Origin of the sequence: Escherichia sp. SCLE84 (genome assembly GCF_012584495.1) — a bacterium.
In the GTDB taxonomy this organism is placed as follows: domain Bacteria; phylum Pseudomonadota; class Gammaproteobacteria; order Enterobacterales; family Enterobacteriaceae; genus ECMA0423.
The window spans coordinates 4,245,528-4,269,903 of sequence record NZ_CP051430.1 but is presented as its reverse complement, the minus strand read 5'-3'; the positions used below and the strand labels follow the sequence as shown (position 1 = coordinate 4,269,903).

The following is a 24,376-nucleotide window of genomic DNA, read 5'->3' as shown; positions in this document are numbered from 1 at the left end:
TGAAAGGTCATCAGGCAGGGCTATTGTAATCAAAGGGAATGACGATATTCGTCCCATAAGGAGTTTTTCTTGATTACACATATTAGCCCGCTTGGCTCCATGGATATGTTGTCGCAGCTGGAAGTGGATATGCTTAAACGCACCGCCAGCAGCGACCTCTATCAACTGTTTCGCAACTGTTCACTTGCCGTACTGAACTCCGGTAGTTTGACCGATAACAGCAAAGAATTGCTGTCTCGTTTTGAAAATTTCGATATTAACGTCCTGCGCCGTGAACGCGGCGTAAAGCTGGAACTGATTAATCCCCCGGAAGAGGCTTTTGTCGATGGGCGAATTATTCGCGCTTTGCAGGCCAACTTGTTCGCGGTCCTGCGTGACATTCTCTTCGTTTACGGGCAAATCCATAACACCGTTCGTTTTCCCAACCTGAATCTCGACAACTCCGTCCACATCACTAACCTGGTCTTTTCCATCTTGCGTAACGCTCGCGCGCTGCATGTGGGTGAAGCGCCAAATATGGTGGTCTGCTGGGGCGGTCACTCAATTAACGAAAACGAGTATTTGTATGCCCGTCGCGTCGGAAACCAGCTGGGCCTGCGTGAGCTGAATATCTGCACCGGCTGTGGTCCGGGAGCGATGGAAGCGCCGATGAAAGGTGCTGCGGTCGGACACGCGCAGCAGCGTTACAAAGACAGTCGTTTTATTGGTATGACAGAGCCGTCGATTATCGCCGCTGAACCGCCTAACCCGCTGGTCAACGAATTGATCATCATGCCAGATATCGAAAAACGTCTGGAAGCGTTTGTCCGTATCGCTCACGGTATCATTATCTTCCCTGGCGGTGTGGGTACGGCAGAAGAGTTGCTGTATTTGCTGGGAATTTTAATGAACCCGGCCAACAAAGATCAGGTTTTACCATTGATCCTCACCGGCCCGAAAGAGAGCGCCGACTACTTCCGCGTACTGGACGAGTTTGTCGTGCATACGCTGGGTGAAAACGCGCGCCGCCATTACCGCATCATCATTGATGACGCCGCTGAAGTCGCTCGTCAGATGAAAAAATCGATGCCGCTGGTGAAAGAAAATCGCCGCGACACAGGCGATGCCTACAGCTTTAACTGGTCAATGCGCATTGCGCCAGATTTGCAAATGCCGTTTGAGCCGTCTCACGAGAATATGGCTAATCTGAAGCTTTACCCGGATCAACCCGTTGAAGTGCTAGCTGCCGACCTGCGCCGTGCGTTCTCCGGTATTGTGGCGGGTAACGTAAAAGAAGTCGGTATTCGCGCCATTGAAGAGTTTGGTCCTTACAAAATCAACGGCGATAAAGAGATTATGCGTCGTATGGACGACCTGCTACAGGGTTTTGTTGCCCAGCATCGTATGAAGTTGCCAGGCTCAGCCTACATCCCTTGCTACGAAATCTGCACGTAATCTCCCCTCCCCCGGTGACGTTTGTTGCCGGGTTTTCTCGTTTTTGGTCACTTACTCATCAACTCATTTCATTTGTTATATGAATGTTTCTTACCACCCTCACGCGACAAATATCATCACAGTTAATATGTCATACAATTTATGTTGCAACGCAAACGTTTCCCTATTTTCATAAACCGTATTTTATCGCTATGAAAAAGAAATTATCGCCATGATTAACTAAAAGTATTGATTTTTTCAGTTCAACCTACATATATTGCGCGCCCCGGAAGAAGTCAGATGTCGTTTAATGGGCAAATATTGCCCTTAAATTCTCTTTTACTTTTGATTTACAGAGTAAAGCGTTGGGATAATCTATCTTCCAAGTAGATTATTGTATTTGAGATCAAGATCACTGATAGATACATAACTTGTGTGTATCTTTCCGCCCTCAAATTATTACGGCGGTAAATGATTAAGCCATCGCCGATAGACAGATTTCATTTTTACGGTCAGGCACCTTCCCGGGCTGAACTGGCTAAAAGCTGAATTATTTGCATTCCTCCAGGAGAAATAGATGGAAACGACTCAAACCAGCACGATTGCGTCGAAAGACTCTCGTAGTGCCTGGCGCAAGACAGACACCATGTGGATGCTGGGCCTTTACGGCACGGCAATCGGCGCGGGCGTGCTGTTCCTGCCAATCAACGCCGGTGTTGGCGGTATGATCCCGCTGATCATCATGGCTATCCTTGCGTTCCCGATGACATTTTTTGCACACCGCGGCCTGACTCGCTTCGTACTGTCTGGTAAAAACCCGGGCGAAGACATCACCGAGGTTGTAGAAGAACACTTTGGTATTGGCGCAGGTAAACTGATTACCCTGCTCTACTTCTTCGCTATCTACCCGATCCTGCTGGTTTATAGCGTGGCAATCACCAATACCGTTGAAAGCTTCATGTCTCACCAGCTGGGTATGACGCCACCGCCGCGTGCGATTCTGTCGCTGATCCTGATCGTGGGTATGATGACCATCGTTCGCTTCGGTGAGCAGATGATCGTTAAAGCGATGAGTATTCTGGTATTCCCGTTTGTTGGCGTACTGATGCTGCTGGCTCTGTACCTCATCCCGCAGTGGAACGGCGCAGCACTGGAAACGCTGTCTCTGGACACTGCATCTGCAACCGGAAACGGTCTGTGGATGACCCTGTGGCTGGCAATTCCGGTAATGGTGTTCTCGTTCAACCACTCTCCGATCATCTCTTCTTTCGCCGTTGCGAAGCGTGAAGAGTACGGCGATATGGCAGAACAGAAATGCTCGAAGATCCTGGCATTCGCACACATCATGATGGTGCTGACCGTAATGTTCTTCGTCTTCAGCTGCGTACTGAGCCTGACTCCGGCAGACCTGGCTGCGGCTAAAGAGCAGAACATCTCGATTCTGTCTTACCTGGCTAACCACTTTAACGCACCGGTTATCGCGTGGATGGCTCCGATTATCGCGATTATCGCTATCACCAAATCCTTCCTCGGCCACTACCTGGGCGCACGTGAAGGCTTCAACGGTATGGTGATTAAATCTCTGCGTGGTAAAGGTAAGTCTATCGAAATCAACAAGCTGAACCGTATCACTGCGCTGTTCATGCTGGTAACGACCTGGATTGTTGCCACCCTGAACCCGAGCATCCTGGGTATGATTGAAACCCTGGGCGGCCCAATCATCGCGATGATCCTGTTCCTGATGCCGATGTACGCAATTCAGAAAGTACCGGCAATGCGTAAGTACAGCGGTCACATCAGCAACGTATTCGTTGTCGTGATGGGTCTGATTGCAATCTCCGCAATCTTCTACTCTCTGTTCAGCTAAGTCCTTTCGCGCCGCTTTCGGGCGGCGCTTCCTCCGTTTTAACGCGATGTATTTCCTATGATTAGCGTATTCGATATTTTCAAAATCGGCATTGGCCCTTCCAGTTCTCATACCGTTGGACCAATGAAAGCGGGTAAACAATTTACCGACGATCTGATTGCCCGTAATCTGCTTAAAGACGTGACCCGCGTGGTGGTTGACGTGTACGGCTCGCTCTCTCTGACCGGTAAAGGCCACCACACTGATATCGCCATTATTATGGGCCTGGCGGGTAACCTGCCGGATACCGTGGATATCGATTCCATCCCTGGTTTTATTCAGGATGTGAATACTCATGGTCGCCTGATGCTGGCAAACGGTCAGCATGAAGTGGAGTTCCCGGTTGATCAGTGCATGAACTTCCATGCAGACAACCTTTCTCTGCATGAAAACGGTATGCGCATTACCGCGCTGGCGGGCGATAAAGTCGTTTACAGCCAGACTTACTACTCTATTGGCGGTGGCTTTATCGTTGATGAAGAGCATTTTGGCCAGCAGAATAGCGCACCGGTTGAAGTTCCTTATCCGTACAGTTCAGCAGCCGATCTGCAAAAACATTGTCAGGAAACCGGGCTGTCACTCTCTGGCCTGATGATGAAAAATGAGCTGGCGCTGCACAGCAAAGAAGAGCTGGAACAGCACCTGGCGAACGTATGGGAAGTCATGCGTGGCGGTATTGAGCGCGGTATTTCCACCGAAGGCGTGTTGCCTGGCAAACTGCGCGTTCCACGCCGTGCTGCGGCACTACGCCGGATGCTGGTCAGCCAGGATAAAACCACCACTGACCCGATGGCGGTTGTTGACTGGATCAACATGTTTGCATTGGCAGTGAACGAAGAGAACGCTGCTGGCGGACGCGTGGTGACTGCGCCGACTAACGGTGCGTGCGGGATTATCCCGGCAGTGCTGGCGTACTACGACAAGTTTATCCGCGAAGTGAACGCTAACTCACTGGCTCGTTACCTGCTGGTAGCCAGTGCCATTGGTTCTCTTTATAAGATGAACGCGTCAATTTCTGGTGCTGAAGTCGGCTGCCAGGGTGAAGTTGGTGTGGCGTGCTCAATGGCGGCGGCTGGTCTGGCAGAACTGTTAGGTGCAAGCCCGGCGCAGGTGTGCATCGCGGCGGAAATCGCCATGGAGCACAACCTCGGTCTGACGTGTGACCCGGTCGCCGGACAGGTCCAGGTGCCATGCATCGAGCGTAACGCCATTGCGGCAGTAAAAGCGGTGAACGCCGCACGTATGGCGCTACGCCGTACCAGCGAGCCCCGCGTCTGCCTCGATAAAGTTATCGAAACCATGTACGAAACAGGTAAAGATATGAACGCCAAGTACCGCGAAACCTCTCGCGGCGGCCTGGCAATGAAGATCGTTGCCTGCGATTAATCGCTCTCCAGAGGCCTCGTTTTGCGAGGCCTCTTCCCGATTTCTCATCCAGCCGTAGCCTGTTCCGGCATCGAATGTTACCCTTATCGCCTGATCTTTAAGGGGGTTATCGTGGCTGTTCATTTGCTTATTGTCGATGCACTGAATCTTATTCGTCGCATTCATGCCGTTCAGGGATCGCCCTGTGTCGAAACCTGCCAGCATGCGCTCGATCAGCTCATTATGCACAGCCAGCCAACCCACGCGGTCGCCGTTTTTGATGATGAAAACCGCAGTAGCGGCTGGCGTCATCAGCGTTTACCAGATTACAAAGCGGGTCGACCGCCAATGCCGGAAGAGTTGCACGACGAGATGCCTGCATTACGCGCCGCCTTTGAGCAACGCGGCGTCCCGTGCTGGTCAACCAGCGGCAACGAAGCCGATGACTTAGCCGCCACGCTGGCGGTCAAAGTGACACAGGCCGGGCATCAGGCAACGATTGTTTCGACAGATAAAGGCTACTGTCAGTTACTTTCACCGACATTACGTATTCGTGATTACTTCCAGAAACGTTGGCTGGATGCGCCATTTATCGATAAAGAATTTGGCGTTCAACCGCAGCAGTTGCCCGATTACTGGGGACTTGCGGGGATCAGCAGTTCAAAGGTACCGGGTGTTGCGGGAATCGGACCAAAAAGCGCCACGCAGCTGCTGGTCGAGTTTCAGAGTCTGGAAGGAATATATGAGAATCTGGATGCGGTTGCCGAAAAGTGGCGCAAAAAATTAGAAACCCATAAAGAGATGGCGTTTCTGTGCCGCGATATTGCCCGCTTACAAACCGATTTGCATATCGACGGCAATTTACAGCAATTGCGGTTGGTACGGTAACGGCGAGCCGGATACGCCGCAAACGTCGTATCCGGCATTATCACATCAGCGCATTTACCAGGCGGTATGGTAAAGCTCTACAATATCCTCAAGCGTTGCTTCACGCGGGTTGCCACCGGTACAAACATCATCCAGTGCCGCCTGCGCCAGTGCCGGAATGTCTTCCTTGCGTACACCAACATCACGCAAATGTGGCGGAATACCGACATCACGGTTGAGAGCAAACACCGCTTCAACAGCGGCATTACGCGCCTCTTCCAGGCTCATACCTTCCACTTTCACGCCCATAACGCGCGCGATATCGCGGTACTTCTCACCGGTAAAGTCAGCGTTATAGCGCATGACATGCGGTAACAGGATGGCGTTCGCAACACCGTGTGGAGTGTTGTAAAACGCGCCCAGTGGATGCGCCATACCATGCACCAACCCTAACCCAACATTCGAGAAGCCCATACCCGCAACATACTGCCCGAGCGCCATTTCTTCTCCGGCATCCTTATCACCAGCAACCGATCCTCGCAGCGCCCCAGCAATGATTTCAATCGCTTTAATGTGCAGTGCATCGGTTAGCGCCCACGCGCCACGGGTAATATACCCCTCAATAGCATGAGTGAGCGCATCGACACCCGTCGCAGCTTTCAGCGCTGGAGGCATACCATCCATCATGTCAGCGTCAATAAACGCCACCTGCGGGATATCATGCGGATCAACGCAAACAAACTTGCGCCGTTTCTCTTCGTCAGTGATCACGTAGTTAATGGTCACTTCTGCCGCAGTACCTGCTGTGGTAGGAATTGCCAGAATCGGTACACTGGGTTTATTGGTCGGGGAAAGCCCTTCCAGGCTACGCACATCGGCAAACTCCGGGTTGTTGCTGATAATGCCAATCGCTTTACAAGTATCCTGTGGAGAACCACCACCAATAGCGATCAGGTAATCCGCGCCGCTATTCTGGAATACACCGAGCCCTTCTTTGACGACAGTAATTGTTGGGTTGGGCACTACGCCGTCGTAAATCGCCCATGCCAGCCCTGCAGCATCCATCTTATCGGTCACTTTCGCCACCACGCCGCATTGCACCAGCGTTTTATCGGTGACGATCAGCGCCTTCTGATAACCACGGCGTTTCACCTCATCGGTTAAAGCCCCAACAGCACCCCGACCAAACCATGCCGTTTCGTTCAGAATCATTCTGTTAGCCATCATCCTTCTCCTTGTTGCTTTACGAAATTACTCTTCAATCCGTAACCCATAGGTTTTGAATTTCTCCAGCACTACGGCAATCTCTTCATCGCTCAGCACTGGCACCGGGTCCGTAATCGCCAGGGTCGTCAGGTAAAGTTGCGCCAGCACTTCAACTTCATGCGCCAGCCATAACGCTTTTTCCAGATTCACCTCACAAGCGATAAGCCCATGATGTTGTAACAAAGTTGCCTTACGATTTTTGAGAGCCTGCGCAACATGTTCAGAAAGTTCACGTGTTCCAAAGGTCGCATAAGGCGCGCAAGGAATAGAATTACCGCCAGCCGCCGCAATCATGTAGTGAATAGCGGGGATCGATCGGTTAAGAATGGAAACTGCCGTGCAATGAACGGCATGATTGTGAACAACCGCGTTGGCATCCGGTCTGCTTTGATAGGCCGCCATATGGAAACGCCATTCGCTTGAGGGGAGCTTTCCTTCCTCATGTTTACCGTTGCCATCAATAAAGACAATATGCGACTCCGTCAGTTTTTCATATGGAATGCCTGTAGGCGTAATCAGCATCCCATCCTGATAACGTACACTGACGTTCCCCGCTGTCCCCTGGTTCAGTCCCAGGCGGGTCATTTCCAGGCAAGTGTCAATAATCTGACGAGCAAGTTTATTTCGTTCCATTAGCTACCTCTCTCTGATTCAAAACAGGGCAATAATGTTGTTCCTTTCACACTATTGAATTAGCCGTTTAATTACCCACCATCTTCTTCCTGATTAACCAGAAAGAAATTCACAAGCTTATATTTTGTGACCTGGTTCAACTAATCACAGTAAATAACTGCAAGTTCTCTTTTTATAACCCCATTAAAAATGACCGCTCTTAAAAATATTTATCAAAACGGTCATTTTTCTATTCACTCAAGCCAGGAATGCCCGTTTTCGGCATAAACAATTAATACGGTCATCTGGTTTGTGTTTTTTATGATTTATTTTCTGAAACGGGCATGAAATTTCGATTATTAAAGTGATGGTAGTCACATAAAGTCACCTTCCAGCTAATAAGTGTGACCGCCGTCATATTACAGAGCGTTTTTTATTTGAAAATGAATCCATGAGTTCATTTCAGACAGGCAAATATTCACTGATATGAAGCCCGAACTCGCTGGTTTTGCACTTTTGAAAACATAACCGATTACGTGCTTAAGCTTCTGAACCTAAGAGGATGCTATGGGAAACACATCAATACAAACGCAGAGTTACCGTGCGGTAGATAAAGATGCAGGGCAAAGCAGAAGTTACATTATTCCATTCGCGCTGCTGTGCTCACTGTTTTTTCTTTGGGCGGTAGCCAATAACCTTAACGACATTTTATTACCTCAATTCCAGCAGGCTTTTACGCTGACAAATTTCCAGGCTGGCCTGATCCAATCGGCCTTTTACTTTGGTTATTTCATTATCCCAATCCCTGCTGGGATATTGATGAAAAAACTCAGTTATAAAGCAGGGATTATTACCGGATTATTTTTATATGCCTTGGGCGCTGCATTATTCTGGCCCGCTGCAGAAATAATGAACTACACCTTATTTTTAGTTGGCCTATTTATTATTGCAGCCGGATTAGGTTGTCTGGAAACTGCCGCAAACCCTTTTGTTACGGTATTAGGGCCGGAAAGCAGTGGTCACTTCCGCTTAAATCTTGCGCAAACATTTAACTCGTTTGGCGCAATTATCGCGGTTGTCTTTGGGCAAAGTCTTATTTTGTCTAACGTGCCACATCAATCGCAAGACGTTCTCGATAAAATGTCTCCAGAGCAATTGAGTGCGTATAAACACAGCCTAGTATTATCGGTACAGACACCTTATATGATCATCGTGGCTATCGTGTTACTGGTCGCCCTGCTGATCATGCTGACGAAATTCCCGGCATTGCAGAGTGATAATCACAGTGACGCCAAACAAGGATCGTTCTCCGCATCGCTTTCTCGCCTGGCGCGTATTCGCCACTGGCGCTGGGCAGTATTAGCGCAATTCTGCTACGTTGGCGCACAAACGGCCTGCTGGAGCTATTTGATTCGCTACGCTGTAGAAGAAATTCCAGGTATGACTGCAGGCTTTGCCGCTAACTATTTAACCGGAACCATGGTGTGCTTCTTTATTGGTCGTTTCACCGGTACCTGGCTCATCAGTCGCTTCGCACCACACAAAGTCCTGGCCGCCTACGCATTAATCGCTATGGCACTGTGCCTGATCTCAGCCTTCGCTGGCGGTCATGTGGGCTTAATAGCCCTGACTTTATGCAGCGCCTTTATGTCGATTCAGTACCCAACAATCTTCTCGCTGGGCATTAAGAATCTCGGCCAGGACACTAAATACGGTTCGTCCTTCATCGTTATGACCATCATTGGCGGCGGTATTGTCACTCCGGTCATGGGTTTTGTCAGTGACGCGGCGGGCAACATCCCCACTGCTGAACTGATCCCCGCACTCTGCTTCGCGGTCATCTTTATCTTTGCCCGTTTCCGCTCTCAAACGGCAACTAACTGAACATATTTTCCGAATAAAGTGAGGAATCTGTAATGAAAAAAATCAGCTTACCGAAAATTGGTATCCGCCCGGTTATTGACGGTCGTCGCATGGGTGTTCGTGAGTCGCTTGAAGAACAAACAATGAATATGGCGAAAGCTACGGCCGCACTGCTGACCGAGAAACTGCGCCATGCCTGCGGAGCTGCCGTCGAGTGTGTCATTTCCGATACCTGTATCGCGGGTATGGCTGAAGCCGCTGCTTGCGAAGAAAAATTCAGCAGTCAGAATGTAGGCCTCACCATTACGGTAACGCCTTGCTGGTGCTATGGCAGTGAAACCATCGACATGGATCCAACCCGCCCGAAAGCCATTTGGGGCTTTAACGGCACTGAACGTCCCGGCGCTGTTTACCTGGCAGCGGCTCTGGCAGCTCACAGCCAGAAAGGCATCCCGGCATTCTCCATTTACGGTCATGACGTTCAGGATGCCGATGACACATCGATTCCTGCCGATGTTGAAGAAAAACTGCTGCGCTTTGCCCGCGCCGGTTTGGCCGTCGCCAGCATGAAAGGTAAAAGCTATCTGTCGCTGGGCGGCGTTTCGATGGGTATCGCCGGTTCCATTGTTGATCACAACTTCTTTGAATCCTGGCTGGGAATGAAAGTCCAGGCGGTGGATATGACCGAACTGCGTCGCCGTATCGATCAGAAGATTTACGACGAAGCCGAACTGGAAATGGCACTGGCCTGGGCTGATAAAAACTTCCGCTATGGCGAAGATGAAAATAACAAACAGTATCAACGCAATGCCGAGCAAAGCCGCGCAGTTCTGCGCGAAAGTTTACTGATGGCGATGTGTATCCGCGACATGATGCAAGGCAACAGCAAACTGGCCGATATTGGTCGCGTGGAAGAATCACTTGGCTACAACGCCATCGCTGCGGGCTTCCAGGGGCAACGTCACTGGACCGATCAATATCCCAATGGTGACACCGCCGAAGCGATCCTTAACAGTTCATTTGACTGGAATGGCGTGCGCGAACCCTTTGTCGTGGCGACCGAAAACGACAGTCTTAACGGCGTGGCAATGCTAATGGGTCACCAGCTCACCGGCACCGCTCAGGTATTTGCCGATGTGCGTACCTACTGGTCACCAGAAGCAATTGAGCGTGTAACGGGGCATAAACTCGATGGACTGGCAGAACACGGCATCATCCATTTGATCAACTCCGGTTCTGCTGCGCTGGACGGTTCCTGTAAACAACGCGACAGCGAAGGTAACCCGACGATGAAGCCGCACTGGGAAATCTCTCAGAAAGAGGCTGACGCTTGCCTCGCCGCTACCGAATGGTGCCCGGCGATCCACGAATACTTCCGTGGCGGCGGTTACTCTTCCCGCTTCCTTACCGAAGGCGGCGTCCCGTTCACCATGACTCGTGTCAACATCATCAAAGGCCTGGGACCGGTACTGCAAATCGCGGAAGGCTGGAGCGTGGAATTGCCGAAGGATGTGCATGACATCCTCAACAAACGCACCAACTCAACCTGGCCAACCACCTGGTTTGCACCGCGCCTCACCGGTAAAGGGCCGTTTACGGATGTGTACTCGGTAATGGCGAACTGGGGCGCTAACCATGGGGTTCTGACCATCGGCCACGTTGGCGCTGACTTTATCACTCTCGCCTCCATGCTGCGTATCCCGGTATGTATGCACAACGTTGAAGAGACCAAAGTGTATCGTCCTTCTGCCTGGGCTGCGCACGGCATGGATATTGAAGGCCAGGATTACCGCGCTTGCCAGAACTACGGCCCGTTGTACAAGCGTTAATACATTACTCCCTGATGTGATGCCCGGTCGCTCCGGCTACCGGGCCTGAACAAGCAAGAGTGGTTAGCCGGATAAGCAATGTTATCCGGCTATATTGCAGGAGCGATTATGAAACAAGAAGTTATCCTGGTACTCGACTGTGGCGCGACCAATGTCAGGGCCATCGCGGTTAATCGGCAGGGAAAAATTGTTGCCCGCGCCTCAACGCCTAATGCCAGCGATATCGCGATGGAAAACAACACCTGGCACCAGTGGTCTTTAGACGCCATTTTGCAACGCTTTGCTGATTGCTGTCGGCAAATCAATAGTGAACTGACTGAATGCCACATCCGCGGTATCGCCGTCACCACCTTTGGTGTGGATGGCGCTCTGGTAGATAAGCAAGGCAATCTGCTCTATCCGATCATTAGCTGGAAATGTCCGCGAACAGCAGCGGTTATGGACAATATTGAACAGTTGATCTCCGCACAGCGGTTGCAGGCTATTTCTGGCGTCGGAGCCTTTAGTTTCAATACGTTATATAAGTTGGTGTGGTTGAAAGAAAATCATCCACAACTGCTGGAACGCGCGCACGCCTGGCTCTTTATTTCGTCGCTGATTAACCACCGTTTAACCGGCGAATTCACTACTGATATCACGATGGCCGGAACCAGCCAGATGCTGGATATCCAGCAACGCGATTTCAGTCCGCAAATTTTACAAGCCACCGGTATTCCACGCCGACTCTTCCCTCGTCTGGTGGAAGCGGGTGAACAGATTGGTACGCTACAGAACAGCGCCGCAGCAATGCTCGGCTTACCCGTTGGCATACCGGTGATTTCCGCAGGTCACGATACCCAGTTCGCCCTTTTTGGCGCTGGTGCCGACCAAAATGAACCCGTGCTCTCTTCCGGTACATGGGAAATTTTAATGGTCCGTAGCGCCCAGGTTGATACTTCGCTGTTAAGTCAGTACGCCGGTTCCACCTGCGAACTGGATAGCCAGGCAGGGCTGTATAACCCAGGTATGCAATGGCTGGCATCCGGCGTGCTGGAATGGGTGAGAAAACTGTTCTGGACGGCTGAAACACCCTGGCAAATGTTGATTGAAGAGGCTCGTCTGATCGCGCCTGGCGCGGATGGCGTGAAAATGCAGTGTGATTTATTGTCGTGTCAGAACGCTGGCTGGCAAGGAGTGACGCTTAATACCACGCGGGGGCATTTCTATCGCGCGGCGCTGGAAGGGTTAACTGCGCAATTACAGCGCAATCTACAGATGCTGGAAAAAATCGGGCACTTTAAGGCCTCTGAATTATTGTTAGTCGGTGGAGGAAGTCGCAACACATTGTGGAATCAGATTAAAGCCAATATGCTTGATATTCCGGTAAAAGTTCTCGACGATGCCGAAACGACCGTCGCAGGAGCTGCGCTGTTCGGTTGGTATGGCGTAGGGGAATTCAACAGCCCGGAAGAAGCCCGTGCACAGATTCATTATCAGTACCGTTATTTCTACCCGCAAACTGAACCTGAATTTATAGAGGAAGTGTGAAATGCTGAAAACAATTTCGCCGTTAATTTCTCCCGAACTATTGAAAGTGCTGGCAGAGATGGGACATGGAGATGAAATTATTTTTTCCGATGCTCACTTTCCCGCCCATTCGATGGGACCGCAGGTGATCCGCGCTGATGGCCTGTTGGTGAGCGACTTGCTCCAGGCGATTATCCCGTTATTTGAGCTGGACAGTTATGCCCCGCCGCTGGTGATGATGGCAGCGGTAGAAGGTGACACTCTCGATCCTGAAGTAGAACGACGTTACCGTAATGCGCTTTCACTACAAGCCCCGTGTCCTGACATCATCCGCATCAATCGTTTTGCGTTTTATGAACGGGCGCAAAAAGCCTTTGCGATCGTTATCACAGGCGAACGAGCGAAGTACGGGAATATTCTTTTAAAAAAAGGGGTAACACCGTAATCTCATACCGGTACGCCCGCATGACGCGGGCGGTTATCGAATGATGGGGTGAAAAATATGAAAGCGGCACGCCAGCAAGCGATAGTCGACCTGCTGCTGAACCATACCAGCCTGACCACGGAAGCTCTCTCTGAACAGCTAAAGGTCAGTAAAGAAACCATTCGTCGCGATCTCAATGAATTACAGACGCAGGGTAAAATTCTGCGCAATCATGGACGCGCTAAATATATCCACCGTCAAAATCAAGACAGTGGCGATCCCTTTCACATCCGGCTGAAAAGCCATTATGCGCATAAAGCAGATATCGCGCGCGAGGCGCTCGCGTGGATTGAAGAAGGGATGGTGATAGCCTTAGACGCCAGTTCAACTTGCTGGTATCTGGCACGCCAGTTGCCTGACATCAACATTCAGGTCTTCACCAATAGCCATCCGATTTGCCATGAACTCGGTAAACGCGAACGCATTCAACTGATCAGTTCCGGCGGCACACTTGAGCGCAAATATGGCTGTTACGTCAATCCCTCGCTGATTTCCCAACTTAAATCGCTGGAAATCGATCTGTTTATTTTTTCTTGTGAAGGGATCGATAGCAGCGGCGCACTGTGGGACTCCAATGCCATCAACGCTGATTACAAATCGATGCTATTAAAACGTGCCGCGCAATCGTTGTTATTGATTGATAAAAGTAAATTTAATCGTTCAGGGGAAGCCCGCATCGGGCATCTGGATGAGGTAACGCACATTATTTCTGATGAGCGCCAGGTTGCAACTTCTTTGGTAACAGCCTGACGGAAAGGGTAGCAGGCCGGAGACGACGCCCCGGCCTTGCCTGTTATCGCTCGTCGCGACGACCACCCACCGCAGCCCAGATGCGGCGGACGTGCACCGTCACTTCTTCGCGATCGTGATACAACTGCCGCGCCTGAATCTGAGCATTTATGCCATGTTCATCAAGCTGTGCCTGAATATACGCCAGATTGTGTGATACTTCTTCGTAGCGTTTTTTCATCGGCAGTTTGAGATTGAAAATGGTTTCACGGCACCAGCCATTAACCAGCCACTGCGCCATCAATGCCGCAACTTTAGCCGGTTTTTCAACCATATCGCATACCATCCAGGAGATATTGCTGCGTGTCGGACGGAATTTGAAACCGTCTTCCCGCAGCCACGTCACCTGCCCGGTATCCATCAGACTTTGCGCCATCGGGCCGTTGTCGACGGAATAAACCCACATGTTGCGCTTCACCAGTTGGTAGGTCCAGCCGCCTGGGCAAGCGCCCAAATCCACCGCCCACATCCCGTTCGCCAGGCGTTCATCCCACTCATCCGCAGGAATAAACACATGAAATGCCTCTTCCAGTTTGAGTGTGGAACGACTCGGCGCATCTGCCGGAAATTTCAGGCGCGGAATGCCCATATAGAACGGCGAATTATTGTTGCTGTATGAGTAACCGGTATAGCAGCAACCTGGTGCAATGAAGAATACATGCACAACCGGACGCTTCGGCGTTTCATAGTTCGCCAGCACCCCGGCATCGCGCAAGGCAGCGCGTAGCGGCACGGTGAATTTACGGCAGAATTTCAGCAACTCTTTGCTTTCGTTGGTATCGGCAACTTCAACACGCAGTTCACCGCCCTTCTCTACTACGCCCTGTAACATGCCGACAATGGGGGTAATACGATCTTCTGGCGGCAAATGCTGCAGGAGTTCCCCCACCACAAACCACTGGCGGGCAAAAATTAATGAACTGAACGGCAGCTCACGGATTAACTTATCGCCATCATCAGGTTGATAACATTCATAAATGACATAACCCGCATTCTCTTTCACGCGGGCAAAACCGAAAATTTCCCGCTGGCCGGCTTTATCGGTAATTTCTGCGGCGCACTCTTTTTCAAAGCCCGGACGGCACAGCAATACAACCTTATTCATGACTTACGCCCTTGCGCTTTAAACGGATAGCACCAACTAACATTAACGCCCAGCCCGCAAGGAAACTCACGCCGCCAACCGGTGTGACAAACGCCCACAAACGCAGATGGGACAGTGCCAGGCAATAAAGGCTGCCGCTGAACAGCACCGTGCCTAACGCGAGGAAAACGCTACTCCAGTAAAACCAGATACTGATGCGACGCTGCATTGCCACCGCCAGACCTAAGATCGCCAGCGTATGAAACGCCTGGTATTCGAGGCCGGTCTGGATCCAGCCCATCTCAACGGCGCCCATGGTTTTACTTAACACATGCGCGCCAAAAGCGCCCAGAGCCACAAAAATGAAGCCGCTAATGGCGGCGAAAATCAGCATAAAACGGCTGGTCATGGTCGTACCCTACGTAAATTATTGTTCATAACGAAAGCGGAATTTTTCTTGTTCAGCAGCGGCTTTCGCCAGGATCCATTGGCGAAAGGCGGCTATTTTACCCAGTTCTGCCTGGCTGTCATGACAAACCAGATAAAAAGCGTTTTTACTGACCAGAACATCATTAAACGGGCAAACAAGACGTCCGGCTTCAATTTCAGATTGCGCCATCACGTTATTTGCCAGCGCCACTCCCTGCCCGTGAATAGCCGCTTGCAGCACCATGGCGCTATGGCTAAAAATTGGCCCTTGCTGAACGTTGATATGATTTAACCCCAATTGTCGGGTATATGTCTGCCAGTCACGGCGCGAAGCATCATGTAATAACGTATGTTTAGCCAGATCTTCCGGGGTCTTCAAGGGTTTTTCGCCAGTCAGCAGTAGCGGCGAACACACCGGCAATAAATATTCGGCGTAAAGTTTTTCCACCCGTAGCCCCGGCCAGTTGCCCCGACCATAAAATATCGCCACATCAACATCATCCGCCAGCTTATCTTCCTGACGATCAACCGCCTGGATTCGAACGTCAATTCCCGGATAAGCTGAATTAAAGCTGGAAAGTCGCGGAACCAACCAATGAATGGCGAAACTGGGGAGTAAACTGACCGTCAACGCCCCTTTGGCGCTACGGGCCTGGAGTTTACGCGTCGCTTCGGTTAATTGCGAAAATATCTCTTTGATATCGAGGAAATAGCTTTGACCTTCCTCGGTCAGCAGGAGTGAACGATTACGGCGGCGGAACAGTTTTAGCCCCAGAAAATCCTCAAGAGACTTGATTTGATGACTTACTGCGGCCTGGGTCACAAAAAGCTCTTCTGCTGCGCGAGTGAAACTTAAATGGCGTGCTGCGGCATCAAAAACTCGTAAGGCATTTAGCGGTGGTAATCGTTTAGACATGGCTTTTAAACTTTGATGTTAAATGAATTTAACAATTAGATCACACTGTGTAACCTATTAGTTTTTTTAATCTGAGCCATTATAAATTGTCCGTTGAGCTTCTACCAGCAAATACCTATAGTGGCGGCACTTCCTGAGCCGGAACGAAAAGTTTTATCGGAATGCGTGTTCTGGTGAACTTTTGGCTTACGGTTGTGATGTTGTGTTGTTGTGTTTGCAATTGGTCTGCGATTCAGACCATGGTAGCAAAGCTACCTTTTTTCACTTCCTGTACATTTACCCTGTCTGTCCATAGTGATTAATGTAGCACCGCCTAATTGCGGTGCTTTTTTTTACCTTGCGATCGCGAATTACTGATCCAGTTCGACCATCTCTTTCACGTCGGTACGGTTGATCTGCTGTTTGTTGCCATTAGCGTCTTTATACGAAATCATACCGGTATCGTTATCAGTCTGTGGTTTGCCGTCAGAGACGATGGTACGTCCGTCATTGGTGTGCATCACATAGTTCGAACCGGAACAGGCGCTCAGGGCAAAAGTCAGCATACAGGCAGAAATAATTGCGGCAGTCTTTTTCATCATCTTCTCCTTAAAGCGATTAATAAATCTTAATAGTATTGATTAACAGGCTAAAATTAACGCCTAACACTATTCAGCATATGTTACTGACGCGGCTTCGCCAGGATATCCAGATAATTCTGATGGTTAGCACTCTCCTTGTATCAAAGTGAATTTTGCGTCACGATCGGTGCATCAAGCCGAGGAGTACCATGAACGTTTTTAATCCCGCGCAGTTTCGCGCCCAGTTTCCCGCACTACAGGATGCGGGCGTCTATCTCGACAGCGCCGCGACCGCGCTTAAACCTGAAGCCGTGGTTGAAGCCACCCGACAGTTTTACAGTCTGAGCGCCGGAAACGTCCATCGCAGCCAGTTTGCCGAAGCCCAACGCCTGACCGCGCGTTATGAAGCTGCGCGGGAAAAAGTGGCGCAATTACTGAATGCACCGGATGATAAAACTATCGTCTGGACGCGCGGCACCACTGAATCCATCAACATGGTGGCACAATGCTATGCGCGTCCGCGTCTGCAACCGGGCGATGAGATTATTGTCAGCGTGGCAGAACACCACGCTAACCTCGTCCCCTGGCTGATGGTCGCCCAACAAACTGGAGCCAAAGTGGTGAAATTGCCGCTTAATGCGCAGCGACTGCCGGATGTCGATTTGTTGCCAGAACTGATTACTCCCCGTAGTCGGATTCTGGCGTTGGGTCAGATGTCGAACGTTACTGGCGGTTGCCCGGATCTGGCGCGAGCGATTACCTTTGCTCATTCAGCCGGGATGGTGGTGATGGTTGATGGTGCTCAGGGGGCGGTGCATTTCCCCGCAGATGTTCAGCAACTAGATATCGATTTCTATGCTTTCTCTGGTCACAAACTGTATGGCCCGACGGGTATCGGCGTGCTGTATGGCAAATCAGAACTGCTGGAAGCGATGTCGCCCTGGCTGGGTGGCGGCAAAATGATTCACGAAGTGAGTTTTGACGGCTTCACGACTCAATCTGCGCCGTGGAAACTGGAAGCTGGAACGCCAAATGTCGCTGGTGTCATAGGATTAAGCGCGGCGCTGGAATGGCTGGCAGATTACGATATCAACCAGGCCGAAAGCTGGAGCCGTAGCTTAGCAACGCTGGCGGAAGATACGCTGGCGAAACGTCCCGGCTTTCGTTCATTCCGCTGCCAGGATTCCAGCCTGCTGGCCTTTGATTTTGCTGGCGTTCATCATAGCGATATGGTGACGCTGCTGGCGGAGTACGGTATTGCCCTGCGGGCCGGGCAGCATTGCGCTCAGCCGCTACTGGCAGAATTAGGCGTAACCGGCACACTGCGCGCCTCTTTTGCGCCATATAATACAAAGAGTGATGTGGATGCGCTGGTGAATGCCGTTGACCGCGCGCTGGAATTATTGGTGGATTAATGACAAACCCGCAATTCGCCGGACATCCGTTCGGCACAACCGTAACCGCAGAAACGTTACTCAATACCTTCGCACCGTTGTCGCAATGGGAAGATAAATATCGCCAGTTGATCATGCTGGGGAAACAGCTTCCGGCTTTGCCAGACGAGTTAAAAGCGCAGGCTAAAGAGATTGCCGGATGCGAAAACCGCGTCTGGCTGGGATATACCGTGGCTGAAAACGGTAAAATGCACTTCTTTGGCGACAGCGAAGGACGTATAGTGCGCGGCCTGCTGGCGGTGCTGTTGACTGCCGTTGAGGGGAAAACCGCCGCCGAATTGCAGGCACAGTCGCCGCTGGCATTGTTTGATGAGCTGGGATTGCGTGGGCAGCTTAGCGCCTCACGCAGCCAGGGGTTGAATGCGTTAAGCGAGGCGATTATCGCTGCGACGAAGCAGGTTTAAGCACAGAACCGGGTCGGATAAGACGTTCGCGTCTCATCCGACCTGATTGTTTAACCCTGACGCGCCGCTTTCGCCATCATCTTCTTCAGCGCATGAGAAACCGCAACAAACCCAAAGGTGGCGGTCACCATCGTTGCCGCGCCAAATCCAGATGCACAATCCATCCGCTTCGGCCCTTCTGCCGTGGCTTTCATCGCACACACCGTACCGTCTGACTGCGGGTACACCAGCGCTTCAGTAGAAAACACGCAATCCACGCCGAGCTTACCTTTACTGTTTTTCACTACGCCAAAATCGCTTTTCAGGCGCTCGCGCAACTTCGCCGCCAGCGGGTCCTGAATCGTTTTCGCCAGATCGGTAACCTGAATCTGCGTCGGGTCAATCTGCCCACCCGCGCCACCGGTCGTGACCAGCGGGATTTTATTGCGCCGACAATAAGCAATCAGCGCCGCTTTGGGTCGTACACTATCAATGGCATCAATCACGTACGAATAACCGGCACTCATATACTGCGCTACGTTATCCGGCGTCACGAAATCATCCACCACCGTTACACGGCACTCCGGGTTAATCTGGCGAATACGTTCCGCCATGACTTTCGCTTTTGCCAGCCCAACGTTATCGCGCAGGGCATGAATTTGCCGATTGGTATTGGTGACGCACACATCATCCATATCGATAAGCGTGATTGCGCCAATCCCCGTGCGCGCCAGCGCTTCCGCCGCCCAGGAACCGACACCACCGATACCGACCACACAAATATGCGCGTCAGCAAACAGTTGCAACGCTTTTTCACCATACAGACGCGCTGTGCCACCAAAACGCTGACGCCATGCATCACTAATTACCACAGACATAGCACCTCAGAATTAAAAAGGGTGAGGTTTTCCCTCACCCTAAACGCATAAATGCCTGATGCGCTACGCTTATCAGGCCTACATAACTCCTGCAATATTTTGGATTTGCATGATTTGTGGGCCGGATAAGGCGTTCACGCCGCATCCGGCATGAACAACGCGCACTTAGTCAATAATCAGGATGTGAGGTTACCCCTCACCCTGTCATATCCGTAAAAACGGCATACAGAATATCACATCAGCCGCTAAAGACGTTACCTGCGCCCGGGGCGGTTTTCAGCACCCAGACACGTCCATAGTGGTTGTACCAACCTGCGCGGTGTCCGGCTTCCGGCCCGATCCCTTGATAGATATCGAAGTGTTGGCCTTTGATTGCGCCCCCGACATCCAACGCCACCATCAGACGCAATTCGTACTGACCGTTAAATTTGCCGTTATTATCCAGCAGCGGCACTTCTGCCAGCAAGGTAGTACCTGGCGGAATAATTGAACGATCGGAGGCAACAGAAGCACGGCCAACCAGCGGCACCGCACTTGCCCCTTTCACCGGTGCAAAAGATTGCGGTTTAAAGAAGACGAAAGACGGGTTCTGTTCCAGCAGCTCGCGAACCTCGGCTTCACTGTGTGTTTCGCCCCAATGACGAATCGCCTGCATCGACATATCTTCTTTTTTCACTTCGCCACGGTCGATCAGCACCTTACCAATGCTGCGATAGGCATGACCGTTTTTCCCTGCATAGCTGAAAAAGTTAAGCGGACTGCCATCACCAAAGTCGATATACCCGCTACCCTGCACATCCATAATGAAGTTATCCATCAGGGAGTTGCTGTAAGCGAGAATATATTTATCACTCAGCGCCCCTGCGTAGATCTCCGCACGAGACGGCAGACGACCACGTTTTGGCGGCATACGGTAAATCGGATACTGGAACTCGCCCTGGCGGGTATGGCGCGCCTGAATTACCGGCGTGTAATAGCCTGTAAACTGCACGTTACCATAGTTGTCGGCACCTTCCATCTGCCAGGCATCAATGCCGAACTGACGCATATTGCGGGTATCACCGCCTGCGCGCAGCCACTCTTGCACCGCGTTATAAACATTACTCTGGTTGCCATACAGACGCGGTGACGAATTACGGATATGGTTAATTTGCTCGGCAAAATCACCGGCGTTAATCGGCGCGCCAACGGCATCTGGCTGGTTCACCAGAGAGAAAGGCTGGGTAAATTTCCCGTCTTTATATTGCTGTCCGCGATCGGTTGGTTTGGAAGAGCAGGCGGCAAGCATTGCCACAACCGTGCCCATAAGAAGGTACTTTACCCAACGTCCTTTCATTGTTCTCTTCTTCAGGTTAAAAAATAAGGCGCAACGAAGATAACAAACCGCCGCGTTTAATGAAATGAGCAGCCTCTCCCTGACGCAAATTTTGCACAAAAAATAGGCTTTAGTGATTTGTTTTTGTTCAAAATCATGCCAAATCCGTGATCGGGGTAAAAAAAAGGTTGCATGAAAACGCGAGCGGAGTATAGTGCGCATCCACGGACGCGGGGTGGAGCAGCCTGGTAGCTCGTCGGGCTCATAACCCGAAGGTCGTCGGTTCAAATCCGGCCCCCGCAACCAATTAAAATTTGATGAAGTAAAGCAGTACGGTGACGCGGGGTGGAGCAGCCTGGTAGCTCGTCGGGCTCATAACCCGAAGGTCGTCGGTTCAAATCCGGCCCCCGCAACCAATCAAATTTGATGAAGTAAAAGCAATACGGTGACGCGGGGTGGAGCAGCCTGGTAGCTCGTCGGGCTCATAACCCGAAGGTCGTCGGTTCAAATCCGGCCCCCGCAACCAATTATTGAACACCCTAACGGGTGTTTTTTTGTTTCTGCTCTCCCATAAAAAAAGCGCCATTCAGCGCCTTTTTATCATCCCCTTCTCGCCAGCGTCGCCCCATCGGCAAAATACGCTTTAATTCCCGCAAGAATAGACTCCGCAACTTCCTGCTGGAAAGTCGCCGTTTTCAGTTTACGCTCTTCCTCAACGTTACTGATAAACGCCGTTTCGACCAGAATGGAGGGAATATCAGGCGCTTTCAGCACGGCAAACCCGGCCTGTTCAACCTGATTTTTATGCAGCTTGTTGATTTTACCGAGCTTATTCAGCACCGCTTTACCAAACTTAAGGCTGTCGGCAATGGTCAGCGACTGCACCATATCGAACATGGTGTGGTCGACATAGCGGTCACCGCTTTTGCTCACGCCACCAATCAAGTCCGAGGCGTTCTGGGTCTGTGCCAGATATTTTGCCGCAGTACTGGTTGCGCCTTTGGTTGAGAGCGCAAACACTGAGGAACCGCTCGGCTGGCGACTGGTAAAGGCGTCGGCATGGATAGAGACAAACAGGTCGGCACGCTGTTTCTGGGCTTTTGCTACGCGCACTTGCAACGGAATGAAGATGTCTTCATTGCGCGTCATGTACACCTTCATATTGCCCTCTTTCTCGATCAGAGAGCGCAGACGGCGAGCTATTTGCAATACCACGTCTTTTTCGCGCGTTTTGTATTTCCCCACCGCACCGGAGTCTTCGCCGCCGTGGCCAGGGTCAAGCATAATAACAATAGGACGATCGCGCCCTGCTTTACCCGGTTGTGGACCACTTTGTGCTGGCGGCACCTGCTTTTCGAGGTCGCCTTTGTTGTAATCCTCCAGCAGCGCCAGCAGCGGGTCCTGCATATCCTGTGCATTGGCCGGATAGAGGTCCATCACCAGACGCTCTTTAAACCCGGCGACCGGCGCAAGGGCAAACAGCTGCGGTTTTACGTTTTGCTTTAATTCAAAAACCATCCGTACGGTCTGCGGGTCAAATTGCCCGACGCGCGCCGACTTGATGAACGGGTCGTCTGCACGAATTTGTGCCGCCATCCCCTTGAGTACCGAGTTCAGGTTTACATCTTCGATATCCACCACCACGCGTTCCGGGTTACTCAACGCGAACTGCTTATATTTCAGCTGACGATTTGATTCTACCGTCACGCGGGTGTAGCTGGACGCAGGCCAGACGCGCACCGCCACGACCTGGCTAACCGCAGCCAGGCTGACCTGACTTACGCTCAATAGCCACATAGCGCCCGCGCCTTGCAGTAAACGACGACGGCTGATTGCAGTGTTGGATCCTGACATGCCTCTCCCGAGCAAAAGAAATCTAAGCTGTGTAACAAGTAAACGACTAATTTGACCGGAAACTTTAGCGAAAGACGCATAATCTGTCATCTAATAAACGGTAAACATTCTTTTTATATTCACGGCATTACTGATAAAAAAGTCGCTCTCGCATAAAATTTACACTTGCACCCTGCGAAAAAACAGAATAAAAATACAATAATTTCGAATAATAATGCAAAGAGGTGTGCCGTGGTAAAGGAACGTAAAACCGAGTTGGTCGAGGGATTCCGCCATTCGGTTCCCTATATCAATACCCACCGGGGAAAAACGTTTGTCATCATGCTCGGCGGTGAAGCCATTGAGCATGAGAATTTCTCCAGTATCGTTAATGATATCGGGTTGTTGCACAGCCTCGGCATCCGTCTGGTGGTGGTCTATGGCGCACGTCCGCAGATCGACGCAAATCTGGCTGCGCATCACCACGAACCGCTGTATCACAAGAATATACGTGTGACCGACGCCAAAACACTGGAACTGGTGAAGCAGGCTGCGGGAACATTGCAACTGGATATTACTGCTCGCCTGTCGATGAGTCTCAATAACACGCCGCTACAGGGCGCGCATATCAACGTCGTTAGTGGCAATTTTATTATTGCCCAGCCGCTGGGCGTCGATGACGGCGTGGATTACTGCCATAGCGGGCGTATCCGGCGGATTGATGAAGACGCGATCCATCGTCAACTGGACAGCGGTGCAATAGTGCTAATGGGGCCGGTCGCTGTTTCAGTCACTGGCGAGAGCTTTAATCTGACCTCGGAAGAGATTGCCACTCAACTAGCCATCAAACTGAAAGCTGAAAAGATGATTGGTTTTTGCTCTTCCCAGGGCGTTACTAATGACGACGGTGATATTGTCTCAGAACTTTTCCCTAACGAAGCGCAAGCGCGGGTAGAAGCCCAGGAAGAGAAAGGCGATTACAACTCCGGTACGGTGCGCTTTTTGCGTGGCGCAGTGAAAGCCTGCCGCAGCGGCGTGCGTCGCTGTCATTTAATCAGTTATCAGGAAGATGGCGCGCTGTTGCAAGAGTTGTTCTCACGCGACGGTATCGGTACGCAGATTGTGATGGAAAGCGCCGAGCAGATTCGTCGCGCAACAATCAACGATATTGGCGGTATTCTGGAGTTGATTCGCCCGCTGGAGCAGCAAGGTATTCTGGTGCGCCGTTCTCGCGAGCAGCTGGAGATGGAAATCGACAAATTCACCATTATTCAGCGCGATAACACGACTATTGCCTGCGCCGCGCTCTATCCGTTCCCGGAAGAGAAGATTGGGGAAATGGCCTGTGTGGCAGTTCACCCGGATTACCGCAGTTCATCACGGGGCGAGGTTCTGCTGGAACGCATTACCGCTCAGGCGAAGCAGAGCGGCTTAAGCAAATTGTTTGTGCTGACCACGCGCAGTATTCACTGGTTCCAGGAACGTGGATTTACCCCGGTGGATATTGATTTACTGCCCGAGAGCAAAAAGCAGTTGTACAACTACCAGCGTAAATCCAAAGTGTTGATGGCGGATTTAGGGTAAGCGATGAAAATTGTCGGATGCGACATGCGTAACACTCGTG

The 24,376-nt window shown here is 51.2% G+C and carries 21 protein-coding genes and 3 tRNA genes; 15 read left to right on the top strand and 9 right to left on the bottom strand.

The features are described from left to right. Positions 1 to 69 precede the first annotated feature (69 nt). From ppnN to xni, 4 genes are all read left to right on the top strand, one after another. Complete coding sequence (gene ppnN / locus HGD79_RS20685; protein ID WP_000627995.1) at positions 70 to 1,434, top strand: nucleotide 5'-monophosphate nucleosidase PpnN; 1,365 nt, start codon at positions 70 to 72, stop codon at positions 1,432 to 1,434. Positions 1,435 to 1,990: 556 nt separating this feature from the next. After that, complete coding sequence (gene sdaC / locus HGD79_RS20680) at positions 1,991 to 3,280, top strand: HAAAP family serine/threonine permease SdaC (RefSeq protein WP_000450476.1); 1,290 nt, start codon at positions 1,991 to 1,993, stop codon at positions 3,278 to 3,280. Between the two features lie 57 nt (positions 3,281 to 3,337). Beyond that, positions 3,338 to 4,705 (top strand): L-serine ammonia-lyase II, encoded by a 1,368-nt coding sequence (gene sdaB, locus HGD79_RS20675; protein WP_000626410.1) that lies wholly within the window; start codon positions 3,338 to 3,340, stop codon positions 4,703 to 4,705. 111 nt (positions 4,706 to 4,816) lie between these two features. After that, positions 4,817 to 5,572 carry a flap endonuclease Xni gene (gene xni, locus HGD79_RS20670; protein ID WP_000268232.1) on the top strand — a complete coding sequence of 252 codons (756 nt, stop codon included), beginning with the start codon at positions 4,817 to 4,819 and terminating at the stop codon, positions 5,570 to 5,572. A 54-nt stretch (positions 5,573 to 5,626) separates the two neighbouring features. On the opposite strand, the gene fucO is transcribed toward xni, so the two are convergent. Together fucO and fucA are read right to left on the bottom strand one after the other, a co-directional pair. Beyond that, positions 5,627 to 6,775: a lactaldehyde reductase gene (gene fucO / locus HGD79_RS20665; RefSeq protein WP_000013588.1), complete on the bottom strand. Its 1,149-nt coding sequence runs from the start codon at positions 6,773 to 6,775 to the stop codon at positions 5,627 to 5,629. Between the two features lie 27 nt (positions 6,776 to 6,802). Beyond that, entirely contained in the window at positions 6,803 to 7,450 is a 648-nt protein-coding gene (fucA, locus tag HGD79_RS20660; protein WP_000440782.1) for an L-fuculose-phosphate aldolase, read from the bottom strand. Positions 7,451 to 7,996: 546 nt separating this feature from the next. On the opposite strand from fucA, the gene fucP reads away from it, so the two are divergent. The 5 genes from fucP to fucR all read left to right on the top strand — a co-directional run bounded on the left by fucP (position 7,997) and on the right by fucR (position 13,861). Continuing rightward, positions 7,997 to 9,313, top strand: a complete 1,317-nt coding sequence (fucP, locus tag HGD79_RS20655) for an L-fucose:H+ symporter permease (protein ID WP_000528603.1) — start codon at positions 7,997 to 7,999, stop codon at positions 9,311 to 9,313. Between the two features lie 32 nt (positions 9,314 to 9,345). Further along, positions 9,346 to 11,121 carry an L-fucose isomerase gene (fucI, locus tag HGD79_RS20650; RefSeq protein WP_000724150.1) on the top strand — a complete coding sequence of 592 codons (1,776 nt, stop codon included), beginning with the start codon at positions 9,346 to 9,348 and terminating at the stop codon, positions 11,119 to 11,121. Between the two features lie 108 nt (positions 11,122 to 11,229). Continuing rightward, entirely contained in the window at positions 11,230 to 12,648 is a 1,419-nt protein-coding gene (gene fucK, locus HGD79_RS20645; RefSeq protein ID WP_000808376.1) for an L-fuculokinase, read from the top strand. A gap of 1 nt (position 12,649) precedes the next feature. Then, positions 12,650 to 13,072, top strand: coding sequence for an L-fucose mutarotase (gene fucU / locus HGD79_RS20640; RefSeq protein ID WP_000920840.1), 423 nt, complete (start codon positions 12,650 to 12,652; stop codon positions 13,070 to 13,072). A 57-nt stretch (positions 13,073 to 13,129) separates the two neighbouring features. Further along, entirely contained in the window at positions 13,130 to 13,861 is a 732-nt protein-coding gene (gene fucR / locus HGD79_RS20635) for an L-fucose operon activator (RefSeq protein ID WP_000642344.1), read from the top strand. 43 nt (positions 13,862 to 13,904) lie between these two features. On the opposite strand, the gene rlmM is transcribed toward fucR, so the two are convergent. From rlmM to HGD79_RS20615, 4 genes are all read right to left on the bottom strand, one after another. Continuing rightward, positions 13,905 to 15,005, bottom strand: a complete 1,101-nt coding sequence (gene rlmM / locus HGD79_RS20630) for a 23S rRNA (cytidine(2498)-2'-O)-methyltransferase RlmM (protein WP_001045520.1) — start codon at positions 15,003 to 15,005, stop codon at positions 13,905 to 13,907. Next, complete coding sequence (locus HGD79_RS20625) at positions 14,998 to 15,393, bottom strand: DUF423 domain-containing protein (protein ID WP_000203905.1); 396 nt, start codon at positions 15,391 to 15,393, stop codon at positions 14,998 to 15,000. The genes rlmM and HGD79_RS20625 overlap by 8 nt, the downstream gene beginning before the upstream one ends. An 18-nt stretch (positions 15,394 to 15,411) precedes the next feature. After that, entirely contained in the window at positions 15,412 to 16,329 is a 918-nt protein-coding gene (gene gcvA, locus HGD79_RS20620) for a glycine cleavage system transcriptional regulator GcvA (RefSeq protein ID WP_000044401.1), read from the bottom strand. Positions 16,330 to 16,679: 350 nt separating this feature from the next. Continuing rightward, positions 16,680 to 16,907, bottom strand: coding sequence for a YgdI/YgdR family lipoprotein (locus tag HGD79_RS20615; RefSeq protein ID WP_000750398.1), 228 nt, complete (start codon positions 16,905 to 16,907; stop codon positions 16,680 to 16,682). Positions 16,908 to 17,098: 191 nt separating this feature from the next. Here HGD79_RS20615 and csdA point away from each other — a divergent pair, with 191 nt between their 5' ends. Together csdA and csdE are read left to right on the top strand one after the other, a co-directional pair. Further along, positions 17,099 to 18,304 carry a cysteine desulfurase CsdA gene (gene csdA / locus HGD79_RS20610; RefSeq protein ID WP_168848489.1) on the top strand — a complete coding sequence of 402 codons (1,206 nt, stop codon included), beginning with the start codon at positions 17,099 to 17,101 and terminating at the stop codon, positions 18,302 to 18,304. Next, positions 18,304 to 18,747 carry a cysteine desulfurase sulfur acceptor subunit CsdE gene (gene csdE / locus HGD79_RS20605; protein WP_168848488.1) on the top strand — a complete coding sequence of 148 codons (444 nt, stop codon included), beginning with the start codon at positions 18,304 to 18,306 and terminating at the stop codon, positions 18,745 to 18,747. Before csdA ends, csdE begins: the two co-directional genes overlap by 1 nt. 50 nt (positions 18,748 to 18,797) lie before the next feature. Here the strand turns inward: csdE and tcdA are convergent, their stop codons facing one another. Both tcdA and mltA read right to left on the bottom strand, forming a co-directional pair. Then, a complete protein-coding gene (gene tcdA, locus HGD79_RS20600; protein ID WP_000117734.1) occupies positions 18,798 to 19,604 on the bottom strand; it encodes a tRNA cyclic N6-threonylcarbamoyladenosine(37) synthase TcdA in 807 nt (268 codons plus the stop codon). A gap of 238 nt (positions 19,605 to 19,842) precedes the next feature. Continuing rightward, entirely contained in the window at positions 19,843 to 20,940 is a 1,098-nt protein-coding gene (gene mltA, locus HGD79_RS20595) for a murein transglycosylase A (protein WP_000678646.1), read from the bottom strand. Between the two features lie 208 nt (positions 20,941 to 21,148). Here mltA and HGD79_RS20590 point away from each other — a divergent pair. The 3 genes from HGD79_RS20590 (at position 21,149) to HGD79_RS20580 (ending at position 21,445) form a co-directional block, all read left to right on the top strand. Continuing rightward, positions 21,149 to 21,225: transfer RNA gene (locus HGD79_RS20590), tRNA-Met, on the top strand. Positions 21,226 to 21,258: 33 nt separating this feature from the next. After that, positions 21,259 to 21,335 (top strand) — tRNA-Met (locus HGD79_RS20585). A 33-nt stretch (positions 21,336 to 21,368) separates the two neighbouring features. Next, positions 21,369 to 21,445: transfer RNA gene (locus tag HGD79_RS20580), tRNA-Met, on the top strand. Positions 21,446 to 21,519: 74 nt separating this feature from the next. Here the strand turns inward: HGD79_RS20580 and amiC are convergent. Further along, positions 21,520 to 22,773: an N-acetylmuramoyl-L-alanine amidase AmiC gene (amiC, locus tag HGD79_RS20575; protein ID WP_000016907.1), complete on the bottom strand. Its 1,254-nt coding sequence runs from the start codon at positions 22,771 to 22,773 to the stop codon at positions 21,520 to 21,522. Positions 22,774 to 23,004: 231 nt separating this feature from the next. Between amiC and argA the strand changes: the two genes are divergently transcribed. After that, a complete protein-coding gene (gene argA / locus HGD79_RS20570; RefSeq protein ID WP_000237948.1) occupies positions 23,005 to 24,336 on the top strand; it encodes an amino-acid N-acetyltransferase in 1,332 nt (443 codons plus the stop codon). Positions 24,337 to 24,376: the final 40 nt, after the last annotated feature.

Excerpts from the sequence above, each read along its gene's own strand:
- sdaC (WP_000450476.1), top strand. The coding sequence starts at position 1,991 with ATGGAAACGACTCAAACCAGCACGATTGCGTCGAAAGACTCTCGTAGT.
- sdaB (WP_000626410.1), top strand. The coding sequence starts at position 3,338 with ATGATTAGCGTATTCGATATTTTCAAAATCGGCATTGGCCCTTCCAGT.
- fucO (WP_000013588.1), bottom strand. The coding sequence starts at position 6,775 with ATGGCTAACAGAATGATTCTGAACGAAACGGCATGGTTTGGTCGGGGT.
- fucA (WP_000440782.1), bottom strand. The coding sequence starts at position 7,450 with ATGGAACGAAATAAACTTGCTCGTCAGATTATTGACACTTGCCTGGAA.
- fucP (WP_000528603.1), top strand. The coding sequence starts at position 7,997 with ATGGGAAACACATCAATACAAACGCAGAGTTACCGTGCGGTAGATAAA.
- fucI (WP_000724150.1), top strand. The coding sequence starts at position 9,346 with ATGAAAAAAATCAGCTTACCGAAAATTGGTATCCGCCCGGTTATTGAC.
- fucK (WP_000808376.1), top strand. The coding sequence starts at position 11,230 with ATGAAACAAGAAGTTATCCTGGTACTCGACTGTGGCGCGACCAATGTC.
- fucU (WP_000920840.1), top strand. The coding sequence starts at position 12,650 with ATGCTGAAAACAATTTCGCCGTTAATTTCTCCCGAACTATTGAAAGTG.
- fucR (WP_000642344.1), top strand. The coding sequence starts at position 13,130 with ATGAAAGCGGCACGCCAGCAAGCGATAGTCGACCTGCTGCTGAACCAT.
- rlmM (WP_001045520.1), bottom strand. The coding sequence starts at position 15,005 with ATGAATAAGGTTGTATTGCTGTGCCGTCCGGGCTTTGAAAAAGAGTGC.
- HGD79_RS20625 (WP_000203905.1), bottom strand. The coding sequence starts at position 15,393 with ATGACCAGCCGTTTTATGCTGATTTTCGCCGCCATTAGCGGCTTCATT.
- gcvA (WP_000044401.1), bottom strand. The coding sequence starts at position 16,329 with ATGTCTAAACGATTACCACCGCTAAATGCCTTACGAGTTTTTGATGCC.
- HGD79_RS20615 (WP_000750398.1), bottom strand. The coding sequence starts at position 16,907 with ATGAAAAAGACTGCCGCAATTATTTCTGCCTGTATGCTGACTTTTGCC.
- csdA (WP_168848489.1), top strand. The coding sequence starts at position 17,099 with ATGAACGTTTTTAATCCCGCGCAGTTTCGCGCCCAGTTTCCCGCACTA.
- csdE (WP_168848488.1), top strand. The coding sequence starts at position 18,304 with ATGACAAACCCGCAATTCGCCGGACATCCGTTCGGCACAACCGTAACC.
- tcdA (WP_000117734.1), bottom strand. The coding sequence starts at position 19,604 with ATGTCTGTGGTAATTAGTGATGCATGGCGTCAGCGTTTTGGTGGCACA.
- mltA (WP_000678646.1), bottom strand. The coding sequence starts at position 20,940 with ATGAAAGGACGTTGGGTAAAGTACCTTCTTATGGGCACGGTTGTGGCA.
- amiC (WP_000016907.1), bottom strand. The coding sequence starts at position 22,773 with ATGTCAGGATCCAACACTGCAATCAGCCGTCGTCGTTTACTGCAAGGC.